General features: G+C 75.1%; 17 protein-coding genes. 11 read left to right on the top strand and 6 right to left on the bottom strand.

Going from position 1 to position 20,643, the window contains the following annotated elements; translation table 11 throughout:
• Positions 1 to 42: 42 nt before the first annotated feature.
• Positions 43 to 462, top strand: coding sequence for a peptide-methionine (R)-S-oxide reductase MsrB (msrB, locus tag ASG49_RS06210; protein WP_056538448.1), 420 nt, complete (start codon positions 43 to 45; stop codon positions 460 to 462).
• A 75-nt stretch (positions 463 to 537) separates the two neighbouring features.
• Here msrB and hemQ read toward each other — a convergent pair whose 3' ends face one another.
• Both hemQ and hemG read right to left on the bottom strand, forming a co-directional pair.
• Positions 538 to 1,251 carry a hydrogen peroxide-dependent heme synthase gene (gene hemQ, locus ASG49_RS06205; protein WP_056538445.1) on the bottom strand — a complete coding sequence of 238 codons (714 nt, stop codon included), beginning with the start codon at positions 1,249 to 1,251 and terminating at the stop codon, positions 538 to 540.
• Positions 1,248 to 2,690 (bottom strand): protoporphyrinogen oxidase, encoded by a 1,443-nt coding sequence (hemG, locus tag ASG49_RS06200; RefSeq protein WP_200936208.1) that lies wholly within the window; start codon positions 2,688 to 2,690, stop codon positions 1,248 to 1,250. Before hemG ends, hemQ begins: the two co-directional genes overlap by 4 nt.
• An 84-nt stretch (positions 2,691 to 2,774) precedes the next feature.
• On the opposite strand from hemG, the gene ASG49_RS06195 reads away from it, so the two are divergent.
• Positions 2,775 to 3,710, top strand: a complete 936-nt coding sequence (locus tag ASG49_RS06195) for a DUF4349 domain-containing protein (protein WP_156384202.1) — start codon at positions 2,775 to 2,777, stop codon at positions 3,708 to 3,710.
• A gap of 28 nt (positions 3,711 to 3,738) precedes the next feature.
• Here the strand turns inward: ASG49_RS06195 and hemE are convergent, their stop codons facing one another.
• Positions 3,739 to 4,791: a uroporphyrinogen decarboxylase gene (hemE, locus tag ASG49_RS06190; protein ID WP_056538436.1), complete on the bottom strand. Its 1,053-nt coding sequence runs from the start codon at positions 4,789 to 4,791 to the stop codon at positions 3,739 to 3,741.
• Positions 4,792 to 4,860: 69 nt separating this feature from the next.
• Here hemE and ASG49_RS06185 point away from each other — a divergent pair, with 69 nt between their 5' ends.
• A complete protein-coding gene (locus ASG49_RS06185; RefSeq protein ID WP_056538432.1) occupies positions 4,861 to 5,460 on the top strand; it encodes a DUF3000 domain-containing protein in 600 nt (199 codons plus the stop codon).
• Positions 5,460 to 6,770, top strand: coding sequence for an HRDC domain-containing protein (locus tag ASG49_RS06180; protein WP_056538429.1), 1,311 nt, complete (start codon positions 5,460 to 5,462; stop codon positions 6,768 to 6,770). The genes ASG49_RS06185 and ASG49_RS06180 overlap by 1 nt, the downstream gene beginning before the upstream one ends.
• Position 6,771: 1 nt before the next feature.
• Here ASG49_RS06180 and ASG49_RS06175 read toward each other — a convergent pair whose 3' ends face one another.
• Positions 6,772 to 8,181 (bottom strand): ABC transporter substrate-binding protein, encoded by a 1,410-nt coding sequence (locus tag ASG49_RS06175; RefSeq protein WP_056538426.1) that lies wholly within the window; start codon positions 8,179 to 8,181, stop codon positions 6,772 to 6,774.
• Positions 8,182 to 8,303: 122 nt separating this feature from the next.
• On the opposite strand from ASG49_RS06175, the gene ASG49_RS06170 reads away from it, so the two are divergent.
• From ASG49_RS06170 to ASG49_RS06160, 3 genes are all read left to right on the top strand, one after another.
• Complete coding sequence (locus ASG49_RS06170; RefSeq protein WP_056538424.1) at positions 8,304 to 8,915, top strand: hypothetical protein; 612 nt, start codon at positions 8,304 to 8,306, stop codon at positions 8,913 to 8,915.
• Positions 8,916 to 9,329: 414 nt separating this feature from the next.
• Positions 9,330 to 9,701: a type II toxin-antitoxin system PemK/MazF family toxin gene (locus ASG49_RS19275; RefSeq protein WP_235561925.1), complete on the top strand. Its 372-nt coding sequence runs from the start codon at positions 9,330 to 9,332 to the stop codon at positions 9,699 to 9,701.
• Positions 9,702 to 9,726: 25 nt separating this feature from the next.
• A complete protein-coding gene (locus tag ASG49_RS06160; protein ID WP_056538421.1) occupies positions 9,727 to 10,218 on the top strand; it encodes a DUF2243 domain-containing protein in 492 nt (163 codons plus the stop codon).
• A gap of 118 nt (positions 10,219 to 10,336) precedes the next feature.
• Here ASG49_RS06160 and hrpA read toward each other — a convergent pair whose 3' ends face one another.
• Both hrpA and ASG49_RS18535 read right to left on the bottom strand, forming a co-directional pair.
• Positions 10,337 to 14,128 (bottom strand): ATP-dependent RNA helicase HrpA, encoded by a 3,792-nt coding sequence (gene hrpA, locus ASG49_RS06155; protein ID WP_056538418.1) that lies wholly within the window; start codon positions 14,126 to 14,128, stop codon positions 10,337 to 10,339.
• Between the two features lie 69 nt (positions 14,129 to 14,197).
• The gene (locus ASG49_RS18535; RefSeq protein WP_056538415.1) at positions 14,198 to 14,803 is read right to left on the bottom strand and encodes a hypothetical protein; all 606 of its coding nucleotides are present in this window, start codon (positions 14,801 to 14,803) and stop codon (positions 14,198 to 14,200) included.
• Positions 14,804 to 14,940: 137 nt separating this feature from the next.
• Here ASG49_RS18535 and ASG49_RS06145 point away from each other — a divergent pair, with 137 nt between their 5' ends.
• The 4 genes from ASG49_RS06145 to ASG49_RS06130 all read left to right on the top strand — a co-directional run bounded on the left by ASG49_RS06145 (position 14,941) and on the right by ASG49_RS06130 (position 20,469).
• Positions 14,941 to 15,687, top strand: coding sequence for a response regulator transcription factor (locus ASG49_RS06145; protein ID WP_056538412.1), 747 nt, complete (start codon positions 14,941 to 14,943; stop codon positions 15,685 to 15,687).
• Between the two features lies 1 nt (position 15,688).
• On the top strand, positions 15,689 to 17,119 hold the full coding sequence (locus ASG49_RS06140) for a cell wall metabolism sensor histidine kinase WalK (RefSeq protein WP_056538409.1): 1,431 nt from the start codon (positions 15,689 to 15,691) through the stop codon (positions 17,117 to 17,119).
• Positions 17,120 to 17,197: 78 nt separating this feature from the next.
• Positions 17,198 to 19,255 (top strand): glycosyltransferase family 39 protein, encoded by a 2,058-nt coding sequence (locus ASG49_RS06135; RefSeq protein ID WP_056538407.1) that lies wholly within the window; start codon positions 17,198 to 17,200, stop codon positions 19,253 to 19,255.
• A 56-nt stretch (positions 19,256 to 19,311) separates the two neighbouring features.
• Complete coding sequence (locus ASG49_RS06130; RefSeq protein ID WP_200936207.1) at positions 19,312 to 20,469, top strand: bifunctional glycosyltransferase family 2/GtrA family protein; 1,158 nt, start codon at positions 19,312 to 19,314, stop codon at positions 20,467 to 20,469.
• Positions 20,470 to 20,643 lie beyond the last annotated feature (174 nt).

The following is a 20,643-nucleotide window of genomic DNA, read 5'->3' as shown; positions in this document are numbered from 1 at the left end:
GGTGCATTTCACCGCTTGGTCGCCGAGATTATCGTTGGCGCCATGACTTATCAGGTGAACAAGAGCGATGCCGACTGGAGGGCCGAGCTCACCCCCGAGGAGTTCCGCGTGCTGCGCCAGGCGGGCACCGAGGCGCCGTACGTCGGGGAGTACACCGACACCAAGACCGTCGGCGTCTACCGCTGCCGCGCGTGCTCGGCGGAGCTGTTCCGGTCCGAGACCAAGTTCGACTCGCACTGCGGCTGGCCGTCGTTCTACGCCCCGCTCGCCGAGGACCGCGTGGAGTACCTCGAGGACCGCTCCTTCGGCAGCGTGCGCACCGAGGTGCGCTGCGCGACCTGCGGCTCGCACCTGGGCCACGTGTTCTCCGGCGAGGGCTACGGCACCCCGACCGACCAGCGCTACTGCATCAACTCGGTCAGCATGACCCTCGACGCCGAGCCGGGTCCCGAGGACGCCTGAACGGCACTCCCCCACGCACGCAGCACGACCCCCGGCCGTCCGGTCGGGGGTCGTCGTGCGTCAGGGCCGGGCGCGTCAGGGGAGCGCGGTGACCAGCTCGGTCGGGGTGCGCCGGCGGCCGGTGTAGAAGGGCAGCTCCTCGCGCACGTGCCGCCGCGCGGTCGAGCCGCGCAGGTGACGCATCAGGTCGACGATGCGGTGCAGCTCGTCGGCCTCGAAGGCCAGCAGCCACTCGTAGTCGCCGAGCGCGAAGCTGGCGACGGTGTTGGCCCGCACGTCGGGGAAGCCGCGGGCCATCTGGCCGTGCTCGGCGAGCATGGCGCGACGCTCGGAGTCCTCCAGGAGGTACCACTCGTAGGAGCGCACGAACGGGTAGACGCAGACGTAGTCGCGCGCCTCCTCGCCGGCCAGGAACGCCGGGATGTGGCTCTTGTTGAACTCCGCCGGGCGGTGCAGCGCGACCTGCGACCAGACCGGGTCCAGCCGACGGCCGAAGCGGGTGCCGCGCAGCTGGTGGTAGGCCGCCTGCAGCTGCTCGACGGTCTCGGCGTGCCACCAGACCATGACGTCGGCGTCGGCGCGCAGCCCGGCCACGTCGTACAGGCCGCGGACGACGACGTCGCCGGACCCGAGCTTGGCCACCAGCTCGTCGAGCTCGCGGGCCTCGACCTCGCGGTCGGCCTCCGCGCCGAGCAGGTCGCGCAGCGAGAACACCGACCACATCGTGTAGCGGATCGTGTCGTTCAGCTCGCGCGCCTTCTTGCCCTGCGACTTCTGCTCCTCGGTCATGTCTCCATTGTGTCAAGCCGCAGAAGCACCTCGGCCACCGCCAGCTCGGCGGAGGCGATGCAGGCCGGCACGCCGACCCCGTCGTACGCCGAGCCGCACACCGCCAGCCCGGGCACCCGGCCGACCTCGCGCCGCACCGACGCCACCCGGTCGAGGTGGCCCACGGCGTACTGCGGCAGCGCGCCGCCCCAGCGCTGCACGTGGGCGTCCACCGGGTGCACGGTCGTGCCGATCGCGGCGCCCAGGTCGGCGACCGCCAGCGCGGCCAGCTCCTCGTCGGGCCGCTGCAGCACCTGCTCCTCCCGGTGGCGCCCCAGCGAGCACCGCAGCAGCAGCAGGCCGTCGTGGGCTCCCGCATCGCGGACCCACGACCACTTCGCGAACGAGAAGGTGGCCGCCTTGATCCGGTGACCGTCGACCGGGGGCACCAGGAAGCCCGAGCCGGCCACGGCCGGGAGCTCGGTCTCGCGCACGGCGAGGGTGACGATGGCGACCGAGGCGTACTCCAACCGGGCCAGGGTCAGCGCCGCCGTCGGCGCGACGTCGCTGAGCAGGCGGGCGGTCGCGCGGGCCGGGGTGGCCAGGACCACGGCGTCGGCCCGGAGCAGCTCGGGGTCGTGGGCCGAGCCGACGACGAGGTGCCAGTCACCGCCCGCGCGACGGGCGAGGTCGCGGACGGTGGCCCCCGTGCGCACCACGACCCCGGCGGCGGTGGCGGCCTCGGCCACCGCGAGGGGCAGCCGACCCACTCCCCCGCGGACGCCGGCGAAGACGGGGGCCGCCTGCGGCTGGTCGGCCGGGGGCAGCGCGTCACGGGCGGCCCGGGACAGCGCCCGGTCGCGGCCGAGCAGGGCGACGACCTGGGGCACCGCGGCACGGGCGGAGATCTCGCGGGCGTGGCCGGCGTACACCCCGCCGAGGAGCGGCTCGACGAGACGGTCGACGACCTCGGCCCCGAGCCGGTCCTCGACCAGCCGGCCGACGCTGAGGTCCTCCTCGCCGAGCTCGGTGGCGGGCAGCACGGGGTCGAGCGCGGCCCGGGCGACGCCGGCGGCCGAGAGCACGCCGTCCAGCGCCCGGAGGTCGGTGGGCACCCCCATCAGGGTGCGCGGCATCCGCACCAGCCGGCCGCGGTTCCACAGGTGGGCCGTGGTCGTGGCCGGGTGCACGAGGTCCTCGCCCAGACCGACCTCGCGGGCCAGGCCGGTGGCCTCGGGCCGCCGGTGCAGCACCGCCTCGGCGCCGACGTCGACCGCGACGCCGCCGACCTCCTCGACCCGCAGGCTGCCGCCCAGGCGCGAGGACGACTCCAGCACCGTCACGTCCACGCCGGGGCGCAGCGTGCGCAGCCGGTACGCGGCCGCCAGCCCGGCGATGCCGCCGCCGACGACGACCACGTGGGGTCGGGTCCCGCGGGCTTCGGTGGGACGGTCGGGCACCTCGCCAGCGTGGCACACCCGCGGCGTACGACGCCCCGCGCACCGGGCCGGGAACCGGTGGGGCGTCGGCTGCGTCACACCGGCATGACCCGCACCCGCGCTACCGCCCCCGTCTCCCGCCTCCTCGGCCTGGCGCCCCTGGCGCTGCTGCTCCTGGTGCTCACCGGCTGCGGGCCTGGCGGCGACGCGGGGTCGACCTCCGACGCGGGCTCCGGCGCCTCCTCGTCCTCCACCGACAACGGTGCCGGCACCACGACCGAGGAGGTGGCGCCCGACGGGTCGGACGACAGCCGCTCGGTCGTGGGCGCCGCCGCGGCGCAGCCGGCCCTGCAGCGTGCGGTGGTGGCGACGGGCGAGGTGAGCGTCGTCGCCGACGACGTGAGGACCGCCCGTGAGGAGGCGCTGCGGCTGACCCGCGGCTGGGGCGGCCTGGTCGCCGACGAGCAGACCAGCAGCGACGACCGCGGCCGCCCCACGGACTCCACGCTGGTGCTGCGGGTGCCCACGCCCCGGTTCGCCGACGCCCTCGACGCGCTCGCCGGTCTGGGCCGCGCGGTCGACCAGACCCGCAGCGCCGAGGACGTCACCACCCAGGTGGTCGACACCGAGGCGCGGGTGCGGGCCGCCGAGCGCAGCATCCGCAGCATCGAGCGGCTGCTGTCCCGGGCCGAGCAGCTGGGCGAGGTGATCCGCATCGAGTCCGACCTCGCCCGGCGCCAGGCCGACCTCGACTCGCTGAAGCAGCAGCAGGCCTACCTCGCCGACCAGACCTCGCTCAGCACGATCACGCTGCACCTCCAGCGCCCGTCCGCGGACGAGCCGGCCCGCGAGGACGCGCGCGGGTTCCTCGCCGGACTGGGCGCCGGCTGGGACGCGATGACCGGCTCCGCCGTGGCCCTGGCCACCGTCGTCGGGGCGGTGCTGCCGTTCGCCGCGCTGCTCGCGCTGGTCGGGCTGCCGGTCGCGCTGGTGGTGCGTCGTCGCCGGGGCGTGACGGCCGGCCCGACCCCGGCCGCCTAGCCCGGCAGCGGGGTCTGTCCGACCGGGGTCAGCGCGCGGAGACCTCGTGCACGAAGTCGGTGAGCCGGGCCAGCTGGTCGGGGTCGGTGGCGGGGATGACGCCGTGGCCGAGGTTGAACACGTGGCCCGGCGCCGTGCGGCCGACCTCGACGACCTCACGGGCACGGTCGAGCATGACCTCGGTGGGGGCGAAGACCAGCGTCGGGTCGAGGTTGCCCTGCACGGCCCGCCCGCCGGCGCGGGCGATGCCCGCCTCGAGCGGCACCCGCCAGTCGACGCCCACGACGTCGGCGCCGGCCTCGCCCATCAGGTCGAGGATCTCGCCGGTGCCGACCCCGAAGTGGATGCGCGGCACACCGGTGGCGCCGATGCGCTCCAGCACCTGGGTCGACCACGGCAGCACGTGCCGGGCGTAGTCGGCGCGCGACAGCGCGCCGGCCCACGAGTCGAACAGCTGCACCGCGGAGGCGCCCGCGTCGACCTGCACCTCGAGGTAGGCCGCCGCGATCCCGGAGATCTTGCGCATCAGCGCCTCCCAGACCTCGGGGGCGCCGAACATCATCGCCTTGGTGCGGGCGTGGTCCTTGGACGGCCCGCCCTCCACGAGGTACGACGCGACGGTGAACGGCGCGCCCGCGAACCCGATCAGCGGCGTCGTGCCCAGTTCGCCCACCAGCCGCCGCACCGAGGCGGTGACGAAGTCGACGTGCTCGGGGGTGAGGTCGGGGATCGCCTCGACGTCGGCCAGCGTCTCGACCGGGTGCGCGACGACCGGGCCGACGCCGGGGGTGATGTCGAGGTCGACGCCGACGGCCTTGAGCGGCAGCACGATGTCGGAGAAGAAGATGGCCGCGTCGACGCCGTAGCGGCGTACGGGCTGGAGGGTGATCTCGACGACCAGGTCGGGCTCCATGCAGGACTCCAGCATGGTGGTGCCCTCGCGCAGCTTGCGGTACTCCGGCAGCGACCGACCCGCCTGCCGCATGAACCACACCGGGGTGTGCGGGACCGGCTCGCGACGCGCCGCCCGGAGGAAGGCGGAGTCGTGCACGGCGGGGTCGGTCGTGGAGGCAGCGGGCATGGTCCGATCCTCCCAGGTCAGGCGGCGAGTCGGGACACGGGTCGCGGACTCTCGGCCTACCCTGAGGCCATGGCGGCACCCGACCACCCACGCCTCGAGCCGGCCGCGGCGCCCCCGGAGTTCCGGCGGGCCGTGACCCAGCTCCAGGCTGCGCGCTTCCGCCCCGAGCTGTTCGTCGAGCAGATGCCCGCCCCCCAGCGCATCGCGCCCCACGCCTCCGCGCTGTCCGCCGACGTCACCGTCGCCGGCGAGGACGTCGGCTCCGGGCGCCTCGTGGTGCTCCACGACCCCGCCGGCAACGACGCCTGGGACGGCACCTTCCGGTGCGTGGTCTACGCCCGCGCCGAGATCGACCCCGAGCTGGTCACCGACCCGCTGCTCGCCGAGGTCGGCTGGAGCTGGCTGGTCGAGGCCCTCGACGCCCACGGGGCGACGTACTCCGCTCCCTCGGGCAGCGTCACCTGCGTGTCCTCGGAGAGCTTCGGCGGCATGGCCGACGAGCCGGCCACCGCGCAGCTGGAGATCCGTGCGTCCTGGTCGCCCAGCGGCGACCTCACCCCCCACGTCGAGGCCTGGGGCGAGCTGCTGTGCACCGCGGTCGGGCTCCCGCCGGTGCCGGAGGGCATCACCGTGATGCCCTCGCGCCGCGGACAGCGTGGCCCCGCCTGATGCCGACGGAGCCCCAGACCGCCCCCGCCGACGAGGCCGCGACGACTCCCCCGCCCGAGCCTCCCCCGCTGCTCACGCTGCGCGACGGCCTGCCCGACATCACCGAGACCCCCGACGCGCTCGCCGACGTCGTGGCCCGGGTGGCCGCCGGCACCGGCCCGGTCGCGCTCGACGCCGAGCGTGCGTCCGGCTACCGCTACTCCTCGCGCGCCTACCTGATCCAGCTGCGCCGCGAGGGCAGCGGGAGCGCGCTGATCGACCCGATCGCTTTCGACGACCTCGCCGACCTCGACGCCGCCATCGGCGACGCCGAGTGGATCCTGCACGCCGCCAGCCAGGACCTGCCGTGCCTGCGCGAGCTCGGCCTGGAGCCGCGGGCGCTGTTCGACACCGAGCTCGCCGCCCGGCTGCTGGGCTACCCGCGCGTCGGCCTGGCCACGCTGGTCGAGGTGATCATGGGCCGCACGATGCGCAAGGAGCACTCGGCGGTCGACTGGTCCAAGCGGCCACTGCCCACGCCGTGGCTGGAGTACGCCGCCCTCGACGTCGAGGTGCTGGTCGAGCTGCGCGAGGTGATGGCTGCCGAGCTGGTGGAGCAGGGCAAGGAGCGCTGGGCGGCCGAGGAGTTCCAGCACCTCGTCGACCACGTGCCGGCGCCGCGCGCCGAGCCGTGGCGCCGCACGTCCGGCATCCACAAGGCCAAGGGACGCCGCGGCCTGGCCGCCGTCCGCGAGCTGTGGACGGTGCGCGACCAGATCGCCGAGCAGCGCGACACCACGCCCGGCCGGCTGATCCCCGACGCCGCGATGATCGCCGCGGCCAACGCCATGCCCGCCACCCGCTCGGCGCTGCTCGACACCCCGGGCTTCCACGGCCGCGGGGCGCGCCGCTTCGCCGATCGCTGGCTGGCCGCGCTCGAGGCCGCCCGCCAGATCCCCGACCAGCAGCTGCCGCCGCTGACGATGCGCAGCGACGCTCCCCCGGCGCCCCGGGTGTGGGCCGAGCGCGACCCGGTCGCGGCCGGACGCCTGGCTCGGGCGCGCGACCTGGTCTCGGCGTACGCCGAGGAGCACCGGGTGCCGATCGAGAACCTGCTGACCCCGGACTTCCTGCGGCGGGTGATGTGGAAGCCGCCGGTGACCGAGGGCGACCCCGCGACCGTGCAGGCCGCCGTCGCCGAGGAGCTGCACCGTCTCGGCGCCCGCGCCTGGCAGGTCGAGATCACCGCCCCGATGCTCGCCGAGGCGGTGCTGGACCCGCGCCCGGCGGCCACGCCCGAGACCGCACCCGTGACCGCACCCGCGGAGTAGCTCAGTCGCTGGGCGACGAGCTGGGCGACGAGCTGGGCGACGGGTCGACCGAGGGGCTCTCCGAGGCCGCCTCCGGGTCGAGGAACGGCACCGACGAGTCGTCGATCGCGGTCAGCCGCTCCTCGAGCGGGTCGATCACGGGCAGGTAGAACAGGTCGTCGAGCGCCCCGGTCAGCGAGGACTCCAGGTCGTTCCACGACGACGTCGCGGGCAGCAGCTGCACGTCGCGCAGCTCGCGCAGGAAGACCTGCGAGTGCAGCGGCCGCTGCCCCGCCTGGAGGAAGGCCTCGTCGTCGAGGCTCGCGGTGTTGGCCGGCATCACGTAGCCGGTGGCGGCCAGCGCGTCCTGGGCGGACTGCGAGGTGAGCGCGGCGAGGAAGTCGGCCGCCCCGGACTCGTCGGTGGAGTCCGCCGAGATGCAGGCGCCGGTGATGCGGGCGATGGTCGCGCCGCTGTTGACCACGGGCAGCGGCATGACGTCGAAGGTCAGGCGCGGGTCACGGCGCAGCTCCGCGGTGAGGTCGCGGTAGCCCAGCAGCATGCCGAGCCTGCCGGCCTTGAACCGGGCCAGCGCCGAGCGCCGCTCCAGCGCGTCCTGGCCGAAGGTCAGCCCCGGGTCGCGCACGACCTCGAGCAGCCGCTCCAGGGCGTCGCGGCTGGCATCGTCGGACAGCGTCAGGGTCGTCGGGTCGACCTGGTCGTCGACGACCTGCCCACCTCCGGACCACACGAACGGCGCGACCTGCTCCAGCGAGGGCTCGACGTAGAGCCCCCGCACGCCGGGACGGCGCGGCTGCGCCGCGGCCCGGCCGAACTCGCCGATCGTCCAGCCGCGCTCGGCGGTGATCTCGGCCCGGCCCTCGTCGGCGATCTGGTCGAGCTCGATCAGCTGCGGGTTGTAGTAGACGACCAGCGGCGAGACGTCGACCGGCATGCACTGCAGCGCGGCCTCGTCGCTGAAGGCGGCCAGGCCGACGCGGGAGAAGCCGTCGCCGAAGTCGACCTCGCGAGCGGCGAGCAGGTCGTCGACGCGGCGCAGCGCCTCGTCCTCGACGAGGGTGCCGAGGTCCTGCCGGTCGGCGAGGAACAGGTCGGGGGCCTGGCCGGCCTCCCGCGCCTTCGCCACCGCTGCGGCGGCGCGCTCGCGGTCGGGGTAGGCGGTGACCTCCACCTGGGTGTCGGGGTGGTCGGCGTTCCACTGGTCGGCGAGCCCGCGGTAGGCGTCGGTGACCGCCTCGGGGCCGTAGACGGTGAAGTCGAGGACGCCGTCGTCGCTGGCACTGGCGCTGGGGCTGGGGTCGGCCTGCGGCGGCTCCTGCTCCTCCGAGGTGCAGCCGCCCGCGAACGCCGCCACGGCGACGAGGGCCACCACGCCGGCGACCGAGCGGCGTACCGACGACGCGTCCACCATCTGCGAGTCCCCTTCCCCGGCGCGGCCAGACGGCTGCGCGGCCGCCACGATATCGGCCCGGGCCACCGCCGCGGCGTGACCCCTCCGGGCGCTCGCGTGGTCGCAGCGGCCAGGATGGGCGGGTGACCGAGCGACCCCACCACCGTCCGTCGCTGCCGGGCGCCCGCCACTTCGAGGCCATCGAGGGCCGGGTCGACCCGGCGACGATGACCGAGGCGGCCGAGCGGGCCGCGACCGCACTGGTGCGCGGCGCGCGCCAGGCCGGTGACGCCGAGCTGGTGGCGCGCGTCGTGCGCCTGGCCGACACCGAGGGCCTCGAGACGCTCGCCGAGCTGTGGTCGGGCGCGGCGGCCGACTCGCTCGCCGGGGCGCTGTGGCGGCTCTACCTGCTCCGCACCTGGGTGTACGCCGACCCGGCGACCGCCGCCGCCGAGTTCGACCGCGGCCGCCGGCACGTGCCCGTGGCCGAGGTCATCTCCGGGGTGGTCGAGCCGCCCGGGCCCGACGAGGTGCGCGCGCTGGTCGACCAGGTGCTCGGCGGCGTCGTCGAGGGCGACCTCGCCGACACGCTGTTCCGCGCCGCGGCGTTCGCCCGCGTGGCCGCCGCCGGCCGGGTCGACGACTCGCGCGGCGGGGCGTCGTACGCCACGGACGTGGCGGCCTCGCGGCTGCTCACGCTGTCCGACCAGCTCGAGCGGGCCGGCCGCCTCGAGCTCGCGGGCCAGCTCGGCTGAGCCCGGCCGTTCCCTGTGGCCATTCCCCCGGCACGGTGTGAAGATCGTCGCCCGCGATGCACGTGTGCGACACGGGGTCCGCTTGTAGGGTGAGCAGTGCGTCGGGCCGCGGCAGCCCCGGGTCCCACATTTAGCCGCTACGAGCGGCCACGCGCCGTGAGGCGCTCCCGGCCCGACGCCCTACTTCGAAGGCGGGTGACGATGAGGCTCCGGCTCTCCGACCTCCGGGCGATCACCCCGCTCATCCCCCGCGGCGCCGTCCGCGACGCGCTCGAGCAGGTCACCCGTGCGGGTCGTCGTCCGGCTTCCCCACGTCGGTCCGGTCGCACGTCGCCGCGACGTCCGGTCCCCGGGTCTGCTCCTGGGTCTGCTCCGGGGTCCGCCTCGGGACCTTCCTCGGGGGCCGGCGACCGCGTGATCGGCTGGGACGCCCGCGCGGACGGGCGGCCCGACCCGGGCGAGGTGTGCTGGGCGTGGGTGCCCTACGAGGAGGACGCCTCGCAGGGCAAGGACCGTCCGGTGCTGGTCATCGGCGCTCAGGGCGCCTCGCTGCTCGCGCTGCAGCTGACCTCGCAGGACCACGACCGCGACGCCGAGCAGGAGCGCCGGGCCGGCCGGGTCTGGATGGACGTCGGCACCGGTGACTGGGACGCGCAGCGCCGGCCCAGCGAGGTCCGGCTCAACCGGTTGCTCCACCTCGACCCCGCCTCGGTGCGCCGCGAGGGCGCCGCTGTCGACCGCGCCACCTTCGACGCGGTCGTCGAGGCCGCCCGGCCCTGGCTGTAGGCACGACCAACGGGTACGAGCCGGTGTGACCAGCACCCGCTCCCCCGCATCCACCCGGCTCCCCCCGAGCCGCGTGCCCGGCCTGCTGCTCGGGATCGGCTTCGGCGGCTTCGTCGACGGCATCGTGCTGCACCAGGTGCTGCAGTGGCACCACATGATCAGCTCCGTGCCCGGCAGCCCCACGACGACCGTCGCCGGCCTGGAGGCCAACACGCTGGCCGACGGCTTCTTCCACGTGCTCACCTGGGTGCTGGTGCTGGCGGGCTCCCTGGCCACGGTGTCGGCCTGGCGGCAGGACCGGATCGCACCGACCTGGTCGTTCCACCTCGGCCTGCTGCTCGCCGGCTGGGGACTGTTCAACCTCGTCGAGGGTCTGGTGAACCACCAGCTGCTCGGCGTCCACCACGTCCGCGACGACCTCGGCGCCCCGCTCTCCTGGGACCTCGGCTTCCTCGCCTCCGGGCTGCTGTTCGTCGTCGTCGGGTGGGGGGTCCACCGGCGCGGCGTACACCGCTGAGGGGCGTGGCCGGCGGACTGCGCGAGGACTCGGGAGAGGGTGGCGGGTGCCACGGTCTCCCGAGCGCGCCCGAGCCGTGCTGATCCCGGAGGCGGTCGGGCCCACGGAACGACGACCGTCAGGCGTCGAGCGCCTTGCGGATCCGGGCGTCGGAGACGGGCTGGGCGGTGCCGAGGTGCTGGGCCCAGAGGCTGACGCGGTACTCCTCGAGCATCCAGCGGACGCGGCGCACCGGCTCCGTCGGGGGTACGCCGGACGGCAGTGCGGCGAGGCGGTGCTCCCACGCCTGCTGGAGCGGCGAGACGGAGTCCATCAGCTGCCGGTCTCGGACGAGGTCGCCGAGCCGCTCGACGCGCAGCAGCATCGCCTGGAGGTAGCGCGGGTGGTGCCGCAGCGCCTCGGCCCCCGCGTCGGCGACGAAGCCGGGGCCGACCAGGCGGCCGAGCTGGGCGCGGAGGTCGTTCATGGCCGGGAGGGCGGCCATCTCGACGCGCCCGCGCAGCGCCTTGTCGACCGGTCGCCAGGCCGTGAGCACGCGCAGCACCTGGTGCAGCACGCCGGCGGCCCGGTCGGGCAGCTCCTGCCGGGCACGGGCGACCAGGGCGTCGAAGCCGGCCTCGTCGCGCACCGGACTGCCCTCGTCGACGAGCGAGCCGGCCGCGGCGACGACGCAGTCCTCGACGAGGGCGCGGGCGCCGGGGTACGGCGAGGCGGCCAGGCCGAGCTTGGCGGCGTTGTCGAGCCCCTCGACCATCGAGGACACGGGCGAGGGCACGGCGAGCAGCAGCAGCCGGCGTACGCCGAGGCGGTGGTGGGCCTCCTGCTCCGCCGCCGAGGCCACCACCTGGAGCCCCACGGTGCTGCCCTCGTCGACCAGGGTCGGGTAGGCCCGCACCTCGTGGCCGGCGCGCGACTGGGTGAACGACGTCTCGACGGTGCCGAAGCTCCAGCGGGTCCGGCCGGTCGCGTTGATGCCGGACTCCGACGCGACCTGCTGGACGGCGGCGTCGAAGGACGGCCGGAGCGGCGTCTTGAGCGCCTCGAGGTCCTTGCCGACGGCGACCTCGCGGGCGTCCTCGTCGAGCACCCGGAAGGTGGGTCGCAGGTGGGCGGGCACCTTGGCGAGGTCCCAGGCGTCGCGGGGCACGTGCACCCCGGTCATCGACCGCAGCTGCCGCGACAGCGCGTCGAGCAGGTCCTCCTCGCCGGGCGGCGCCGCGTCGAGGAACCGCCGCGCGAAGTCGGGCGCCGGCACGAAGTTGACCCGCAGCTGCTTGGGCAGCGAGCGGATCAGCGCGGTCACCAGCTCGTGGCGCAGGCCGGGGACGTTCCAGGTGAAGGGCGCCGGACCCACGGCGTTGAGGGTGGCCAGGGGCACGTCGACGGTGACGCCGTCGTCGTCGGAGCCGGGCTCGAAGTGGTAGCTCAGCGAGAAGGTCAGCGGACCCTCCTGCCACGCGTCGGGGAAGTCGCGGCCGGTCACCTCGCCGGCGGTGTCGTGGACGAGCATGTCGGGGTCGAAGGTCAGCAGGTCGGGACGGCGCCGCCGCTCCTGCTTCCACCAGCCGTCGAAGTGGCCGCCCGAGACGACCTCGGCCGGGATCCGGGCGTCGTAGAAGTCGTAGAGGGTGTCCTCGTCGACCACGATGTCGCGCCGGCGGGCACGGTTCTCCAGCTCGGCCGCCTCGTCGAGCAGCTGCCGGTTGGTCTCGAAGAACTTGTGCCGCGAGCGCCACTCGTCCTGCACGAGCGCGTGCCGGATGAACAGCTCCCGGGCGTGCACGGGGTCGCGGGTGCCGAGGGCCACGAGCCGGTCGGCGACGAGCGGTACGCCGTACAGCGTGACCCGCTCGTGGGCCATCGCCGCCTCCCGCTTGCTCGACCAGTGCGGCTCGCCGAGCTGGCGCGACACCAGGTCGCCGGCCAGCCGCTCGGCCCACACGGGATCGATCGCGGCGTTCTGGCGGGCGTAGAGCCGCGAGGTCTCGACCAGCTCGGCCGCCATCACGAGGTCGGGCTGCTTCTTGAACAGTCCCGAGCCGGGGAAGATCGAGAACCGCGTGCCGCGTGCGCCCAGGTAGTCGCGCTTCTCGGAGTCCCGCAGCCCGATGTGGCTCAGCAGCCCGGACAGCAGCGCCTGGTGGACGGCGTCGTCGTCGACGGGGTCGTCGGGGCCCGCCGCCCGGCCGGGGGTCAGACCGACCTGCTTGGCGACCTGGCGCAGCTGTGACTCGAAGTCCTGCCACTCGCGCACCCGCAGGTAGTTGAGGTGCTCCTCGCGGCACAGCCGCCGGAACGCGCTCGAGCCCATCTCGGCCTGCCGCGCCTTGAGGTGGCGCCACAGGTTCAGCCAGGTCAGGAAGTCCGAGCGCGGGTCGCGGAACCGGGCGTGCAGCTGGTCGGCGTGGGCACGGTGCTCGACCGGCCGCTCGCGCGGGTCCTGGATGGACAGCGCGGCGGTGATGACCAGCACCTCCCGCAGGCAGCCGAGCCGGTCGGCCTCCAGGATCATCCGCGCCAGCCGCGGGTCGATCGGCAGCCGTGCCAGCGACCGCCCGGTCCGGGTCAGCCGCGGTCCGCGCCCCCCGCGGCCCCCTCCCCCGCCGGTCGAGCCCGTCGGGACCAGCGCCCCGAGCTCCTCCAGCAGCTGTACGCCGGCCCGCACCGCCCTCGTGTCGGGTGGCTCCACGAACGGGAACCGCTCGACCTGGCCCAGCCCCAGCGAGGTCATCTGCAGGATCACGCTCGCCAGCGAGGTGCGCAGGATCTCGGGCTCGGTGAACTCCGGGCGCGACTCGAAGTCCTCCTGGCTGTAGAGCCGGATCGCCACGCCCGCCTCGACGCGGCCGCACCGGCCGGAGCGCTGCTGGGCGCTCGCCTGGCTGATCGCCTCGATGGGCAGCCGCTGCACCTTGGTGCGGGTCGACCACCGGCTGATGCGCGCGAGGCCGGTGTCGACGACCCCGGTGATGCCGGGCACGGTCAGGGAGGTCTCGGCGACGTTGGTCGAGAGCACCACGCGCCGGCGGGTGTGCCGCTCGAACACGCGGTGCTGCTCGGCGCCGGAGAGGCGGGAGTAGAGCGGGACCACGTCGAAGCCGCCCCGCACCGCGCGCGGCCCCTCGGCGAGGTCGGCGAGCGCGTCCGCGGTGTCGCGGATCTCGCGCTCGCCGGGCAGGAAGACCAGCACGTCGCCGGGGGTGTCGCGGACCAGCTCGGAGACGGCGTCGCGGATCGCCTCGGTCTGGTCGCGCTGGACGGGCTCACCCTCGTCGTCGTCGTAGGACTCCTCGACCAGGGGCTGGTAGCGGACCTCGACGGGGTAGGTGCGGCCCGAGACCTCGATGATCGGGGCCGGGGTGCCGTCGACGGCGGCGAAGTGCTGCGCGAACCGCTCGGGGTCGATGGTCGCCGAGGTGATGACGACCTTGAGGTCCGGTCGGCGCGGGAGCAGCCGTCGGAGGTAGCCGAGGATGAAGTCGATGTTGAGGCTGCGCTCGTGCGCCTCGTCGATGATCAGGGTGTCGTAGCGGCGCAGGTCGCGGTCGTGCTGCAGCTCGGCCAGCAGGATGCCGTCGGTCATCACCTTGACCCGGCTCTGCTTCGAGGTCTTGTCGGTGAACCGGACCTGGTAGCCCACGGTCTCGCCGAGCTCGGTGCCGAGCTCCTCGGCGATTCGCTCGGCGACGCTGCGCGCGGCGATCCGCCGCGGCTGGGTGTGGCCGATCAGGCCACCGCCCTTCGCCGAGGGGTCGCCACGGCCGAGCGCCAGCGCGATCTTGGGCAGCTGGGTGGTCTTGCCCGATCCGGTCTCGCCGGCGACCACGACGACCTGGTGGTCGCGGATCGCGGCCGCGATGTCGTCGCGTCGGCCCGAGACGGGGAGGTCGGGAGGGAAGTGGAGGCGCACAGCCCCACCAGTCTGACGGGCGCGGCCTCCCAGGCCCAACCGGGAGGCCGTGCCCGTCGTCGTGAAGGCCTAGGTGGTCGGGTCGGACGCCCCGCTCGGCGACCCGCTCGGCGGCTCGCTCGGCGGCTGGGGCGTGCCGTCGGGGGCCTCGCCCCGGGGTCCGTCCGGCGCTCCCTGCGGGGGCGCCGGCGGGCCGTCGCCGTCCCCGTCCCCACGTGGGCCGTGACCGTGGTCGCCGTCCCCGTCCCCGTCCCCGTCGCCGTCCCCGTTACAGCCGTCGGCACCCTCCGGGCCGCCTCCGGCGCCCTGGCCGGGACCGGCTCCGGGCCGACCGTCGGTGCCGTAGCCCGGAGCGCCGTACCCGCCGAGGCCCTGGCCCTGACCGGGGCCGCCCCGGGCGCCGGTGCCGTCGGCTCCGTCCGCACCGTTGCCGGCCGCCGCGATGGCGACGCCGCCGGCGGAGCCGAGGATCACCGCCGCGGCGCCGACGACGGCCGCGCCGCGCCAGCCCTTGAGCTGCTGCAGCCGCCCCGCACGGGCCGCGGGGGCGGTCGGTCGCTCGTCGGCGGGATAGCTGCCTGCGGGGAGCGAGACGGTCGGGTCGGGCCCGGCGGACGCGGGGCCGGGTCGCTCGCCCGGGGGGACAGGACGCTGGGGCTGGGTGTCGTCGTTCATGCCAGGCACCGTCGCCGCCCTACCTGTCAGGGCACTGTGACGACGCTGGCCGCGACCTGCGGGTCCTGGCCGACGTTCACAGGTGATGCACAGCGTGTTCATGGACTCACGCCGGACAGCCCCTTCACAGTGGAGTCATGAAGAACGGCTCCCCCGACCTCACCCGTCCCGACGGCTCGCCGCTGCGGGTGCTCGTCGTCGACGACGAGGAGAACATCGCCGAGCTGCTCCGGATGGCGTTGCGCTACGAGGGCTGGGACGTCGAGGTCGCCCTGACCGGCTCCAGGGCCGTCGCGGCGGCCAAGCGGTTCCGCCCCGACTCGGTGGTGCTGGACATGATGCTGCCCGACTTCGACGGCATGGAGGTGCTGCGCCGGATGCGCACCGACGCGGCCGACGTGCCCGTGCTGTTCCTGACCGCCCGCGACTCGGTGGAGGACCGCGTCGCCGGGCTCACGGCGGGCGGCGACGACTACGTCACCAAGCCGTTCTCGCTGGAGGAGGTGGTGGCCCGGCTGCGGGCGCTGATGCGGCGCGCCGGCGCGCAGCAGGCGCGCAGCGACTCGACGCTGACCGTCGGCGACCTCAGCCTCGACGAGGACAGCCACGAGGTCAGCCGCGGCGGCACCGAGATCAGCCTGACGGCCACCGAGTTCGAGCTGCTGCGGTTCCTGATGCGCAACCCGCGCCGCGTGCTGAGCAAGGCCCAGATCCTCGACCGGGTGTGGAACTACGACTTCGGCGGCCAGGCCAACGTGGTCGAGCTCTACATCTCCTACCTGCGCAAGAAGATCGACGCCGGTCGGGCCCCGATGATCCACACCATGCGGGGCGCCGGCTACGTCCTGAAGCCGGTCGAGGCCGCCGCCGCGGACGCCGGCTGAGATGCGTACGCCGCGGACGCTCACCGCCCGCCTCGTCGTCACCGCCGTCGCCCTCGTGGCGGCGGTGTCGTTGCTCATCGCCGCGATCACCACGCTGGCGATCCGGTCCTCGCTGCTGGACCGTCTCGACGGCGACGTCCGCGCGTCGGTGCAGCGGCTCGGGCCCGGTCCCTACGCCGACCGGGACGGCGACGGAGGCGGCCCGGGACCGGGGCCCGACCAGCGCAACCAGGCGCCCGGCACCCTCGTGTCGGTCCTCGACAGCCCGACGGGCTCCTTCGGGGCGGTGCTGACCCGGGAGCTGGGCGGCCGGCGGGAGCTCTCGACCCGTGCGCTTGGCATCCTCGGCGACGTGCCCGCCGACGGGGAGGTGCACCACGTCGACCTCCCCGGCGTCGGGTCCTACCGGGTCGCGGCCTCGACGCAGGCCGACGGCACCACCGCGGTCAACGGGTTGCCCACCCGCGAGGTCGACGAGACGGTCGCCACGCTCGTGGGCTACGAGGCGCTGCTGATCCTGCTCGGCCTCGGGCTGGCCGCGGGCCTCGGCACCGTCGTCGTACGCCGCCAGCTGCGCCCGCTCAACGAGGTCGCCGCCACCGCCGACCGGGTCTCGCACCTGCCGCTGTCCTCGGGCGAGATCGCGCTCGACGACCGGGTCCCCACCCACCTGACCGACGAGCGCACCGAGGTCGGCCGGGTCGGGGCGGCGCTCAACAGCCTCCTGGTGCACGTGGAGTCCTCGCTGGGCGCGCGGCACCGCAGCGAGCAGCAGGTGCGGCAGTTCGTCGCCGACGCCTCGCACGAGCTGCGGACGCCGCTGGCCACGATCCACGGGTACGCCGAGCTGTCGCGCCGCACGCCGGACGACCCGGTCGCGCTCTCCGGGGCGCTGACCAAGGTCGAGACCGAGACCGACCGGATGTCCGCCCTGGTCGAGGACCTGCTGCTGCTGGCCCGGCTCGACTCCGGGCGCCCGCTGGAGCGCGCCGAGGTCGACGTGACGCTGCTGCTGCTGGAGTCGGTCACCGACGCCCGGGTGCTCGCCCCCGACCACCACTGGCGCCTCGACCTGCCCGACGAGCCGGTGACCCTGACCGGCGACGTCGACCGGCTGCACCAGGTGGTGCGCAACCTGCTGGGCAACGCCCGCGCCCACACCCCGCCGGGCACGACCGTGACCGTCGGGGCCGCGGTGGCCGGCGACCGGGTGCGGGTCACGGTGCACGACGACGGGCCCGGGCTCCCGCCCGCGCTGGTGTCGCAGGCGTTCGAGCGGTTCACCCGCGGTGACTCCTCGCGCACCCGGTCCTCCGGCGGCGCCGGGCTCGGGCTCTCGCTCGTCGCGGCCATCGCGGAGGCCCACCACGGCACCGTCGAGGTGGAGTCGCGTCCCGGGAGCACGACCTTCGTGGTGTCGCTCCCCCGCTGACGTCCCCGCGCCGGGCCTCACAGGACCTGCACAGAGGAGCCACACGGCCCTCGCAGTCCCGCTCGGCACGGTGGCCCCATGGACACCACCAGCACGCTGTCGCGGTCGACCGCCCCGACCCCGCCGGCCCCCTCGCTCCCCCCGCCCGACACCGCGGGCTCCCGCACCGCGCCGCGCGCCGGCGACGCCGGCCCGGCCCTGCGCCGCGCCTGGCGCGGACCCGACGCCGACCCCGTCTGGGCCCGACCGGCCCTGCTGGCGCTGCTCGGCCTCACCGCGCTGCTCTACCTGTGGGACCTGGGCGCCAGCGGCTGGGCCAACTCGTTCTACGCCGCCGCCGTGCAGGCCGGGTCGGAGTCGTGGAAGGCGTTCTTCTTCGGCTCCAGCGACGCGGCGAGCTCGATCACCGTCGACAAGACCCCGCTCGCGCTGTGGCCGATGGCGCTCTCGGTGCGGGTCTTCGGGCTCTCCAGCTGGAGCATCCTGGTGCCGCAGGCCCTGATGGGGGTGGCCACCATCGCGCTGCTGCACCGGCTGGTCCGGCGTACGACGGGATCGGCGGCCGCCGGCCTCGTCGCCGGCGCCACGATGGCGCTGACGCCGGTCGCGGTGCTGATGTTCCGGTTCGACAACCCCGACGCGCTGCTGGTGCTGCTGCTCGTCGGCTCCGCCGGGGCCACCCTGCGCGCCGTGGAGGAGACCCGGGCCGGGGCCACCGGCCGTCCGGTCCGCTGGGTCGCCCTCGGCGGCGCCCTGGTCGGCCTGGCCTTCCTGGCCAAGATGCTGCAGGCGTTCCTGGTGCTGCCCGCGCTGGCGCTGGTCTACCTGCTCTTCGCCCGCACCTCGTGGGGCAAGCGGGTCGGGCACCTGCTGGTCGCCTTCGGCGCGATGCTGCTGGCCGGCGGCTGGTGGATCGCGATCGTGGAGCTGTGGCCCGCCTCGAGCCGTCCCTACATCGGCGGCTCGCAGACCAACTCGATCCTCGAGCTCACCCTGGGCTACAACGGCCTCGGCCGGCTCAACGGCGAGGAGACCGGGTCGGTCGGCGGCGGTGGCGGCTGGGGCTCGACCGGGCTGTTCCGGCTGTTCGGCAGCGAGGTCGGCGGCCAGGTGGCCTGGCTGCTCCCCGCCGCCGTCGTCCTCGGCCTCGCGGCGGCGTGGTTCGTGCGCCGGCGGCCCCCGGTGCTCGCCTCGCTCGTGCTGTGGGGCGGCTGGCTGGTCGTCACCGGCCTGACGTTCAGCCTGATGGCCGGCATCTTCCACGCCTACTACACCGTCGCCCTGGCCCCCGCGATCGCGGCGCTCGTCGGCACCGGCACGTGGGTGCTGTGGCAGCACCGCGCCTCGCTCGTCGCCGCGGGCGTGCTCTCGGCCACGACGGCGATGACCTCGGTGCTCGCCTTCGTGCTGCTCGACCGCACCAGCGACTTCGTCCCGTGGCTGAGGTGGGTCGTGCTGGTCCTCGGCCTGGTCGCCGCGCTGGCGCTGTCGGCGCTGGGCCAGCTCCCCCGCACGATCGCGCTCGTCGTCGCCTCGGTCGCGCTGGTCGTCGGCCTGGCCGGCCCCGCGGCGTACGCCGTGAGCACCGCCGCCACGCCCCACACCGGCTCGATCCCCAGCGCCGGCCCCGCCTCGTCGACCGGCCCCGGCGGCCGCGGTGGGCCCGGTGGGATGCCCGGTGGGATGCCCGGTGGGATGCCCGGCGGCACCCCCGGCGGCGGCACGGCTGGCGCTCCGACCGGGACCCCCGGCGGCGGTGCGGCCGGCGGCGGCACGGGCGGGCTGCTCGAGGCCAGCGAGTCCTCGGCCGCGATGACCGCGCTGCTCCGGACCGACGCCGACGCCTACACCTGGGCCGCGGCCACGGTGGGCGCCAACAACGCCTCGGGCTACCAGCTGGCCAGCGAGGAGCCGGTGATGGCGATCGGCGGGTTCAACGGCAGCGACCCGAGCCCGACGCTGGCGCAGTTCCAGCAGTACGTCGCCGACGGGCAGGTCCACTGGTTCATCGCGAGCAGCGGCGGCGGGCCCGGTGGGGACGGCAGCGACGCGATCACCACCTGGGTGAGCGAGAACTTCGCCTCGCAGACCGTGGACGGCACGGTCGTCTACGACCTCGCGGCCGGGATCCGGTGAGCGCCCTGCTCGAGCCGGTGGGGGGACCGCTCCCCACCGGATCGGACCGCACGGCTGTGGCGACCGTGCTCGACGTGGTCATCCCGGTCTACGACGAGGAGGCGCAGCTCGAGGCGTCCGTCACCCGCGTGCTGGAGCACCTGCGGACGCTGCCCTGGAGCGCCCGCGTCACGATCGCCGACAACGCCAGCACCGACCAGACCGCGCTGATCGCCCGGCGCCTGGCCCACGCCCACGCCGACGTCGAGGTGGTGCACCTGGCCGAGAAGGGCCGGGGCCGAGCGCTGAAGCGGGTGTGGCACGCCTCGACCAGCGACGTCCTCGTCTACATGGACGTCGACCTGTCCACCGACCTGGCGGCGCTGCTCCCCCTGGTCGCCCCGCTGGTCAGTGGCCACTCCGACCTCGCGATCGGCTCCCGGCTCGCCCGCACCTCGCGGGTGCAGCGCGGCGCCAAGCGGGAGCTGATCTCGCGCGGCTACAACCTGGTCCTGCGGCAGGCGCTGCGGGCACGGTTCAGCGACGCGCAGTGCGGGTTCAAGGCGATCCGCCAGGACGCCGCCCGCGAGCTGCTGCCGCTGGTGCGCGACGACGCCTGGTTCTTCGACACCGAGCTGCTGGTGGTGGCCGAGCGCGCCGGGCTGCGGATCCACGAGGTGCCGGTCGACTGGGTCGACGACCCGGACAGCAGCGTGGACCTCGTCCGCACCGCGCTCGAGGACCTGCGCGGGGTGGCCCGGCTCGGCACCGCCCTGCTGCGCGGCACGCTGCCGCTGCGCGAGGTCGGCGAGCGGCTCGGCCGCACCAGCGCCGAGGCGGGCCGGGGTCGGTTGGGCCTCCAGCTGGGCATGTTCGTGCTGGTGGGCGTCGCCTCGACCCTGGCCTACGCCCTGCTGTTCGTGCTGCTGCGCACCACGATGTCGCCGTGGTGGGCCAACGCCCTGGCGCTGCTCGCCACCGCGGTGGCCAACACGGCCGCCAACCGGCGGTTCACCTTCGGGGTGCGCGGTCGCCGTGACGTCGTACGCCACCAGGTGCAGGGGCTGGTCGTCCTCGCCGTCGGCCTCGCGGTCACCACCGGCGCGCTCCACCTCCTCCACGGCGTCTCCGACCCCGGCCCGACCGCGGAGGTCGTCGTGCTCACCGCCGCCAACCTCGCCGTCACGGTGCTGCGGTTCGTGGCCCTGCGGCTGTGGGTGTTCGTGCGGCGGTGAGGGGGGCGGCGGCCGGCGGCGGTTTCCCAAGGTCGCTTGGGAAACCGACGCTGCGCCGGGACCACGACCCCGGCACAGCAACAGGACTCCCGGGCAAGCAGGGCCAACCGCCGGTCCCAGGACGATCCCCGAACACCCGGACCCTCCCGTGAGGCGTGTCGCGAACCCGCTGTT

Source organism: Marmoricola sp. Leaf446 (assembly GCF_001424755.1).
Classification (GTDB): Bacteria; Actinomycetota; Actinomycetes; order Propionibacteriales; family Nocardioidaceae; genus Marmoricola.
The sequence above is the reverse complement of the archived record's forward strand: the minus strand, read 5'-3'. Positions and strand labels throughout refer to the sequence as shown.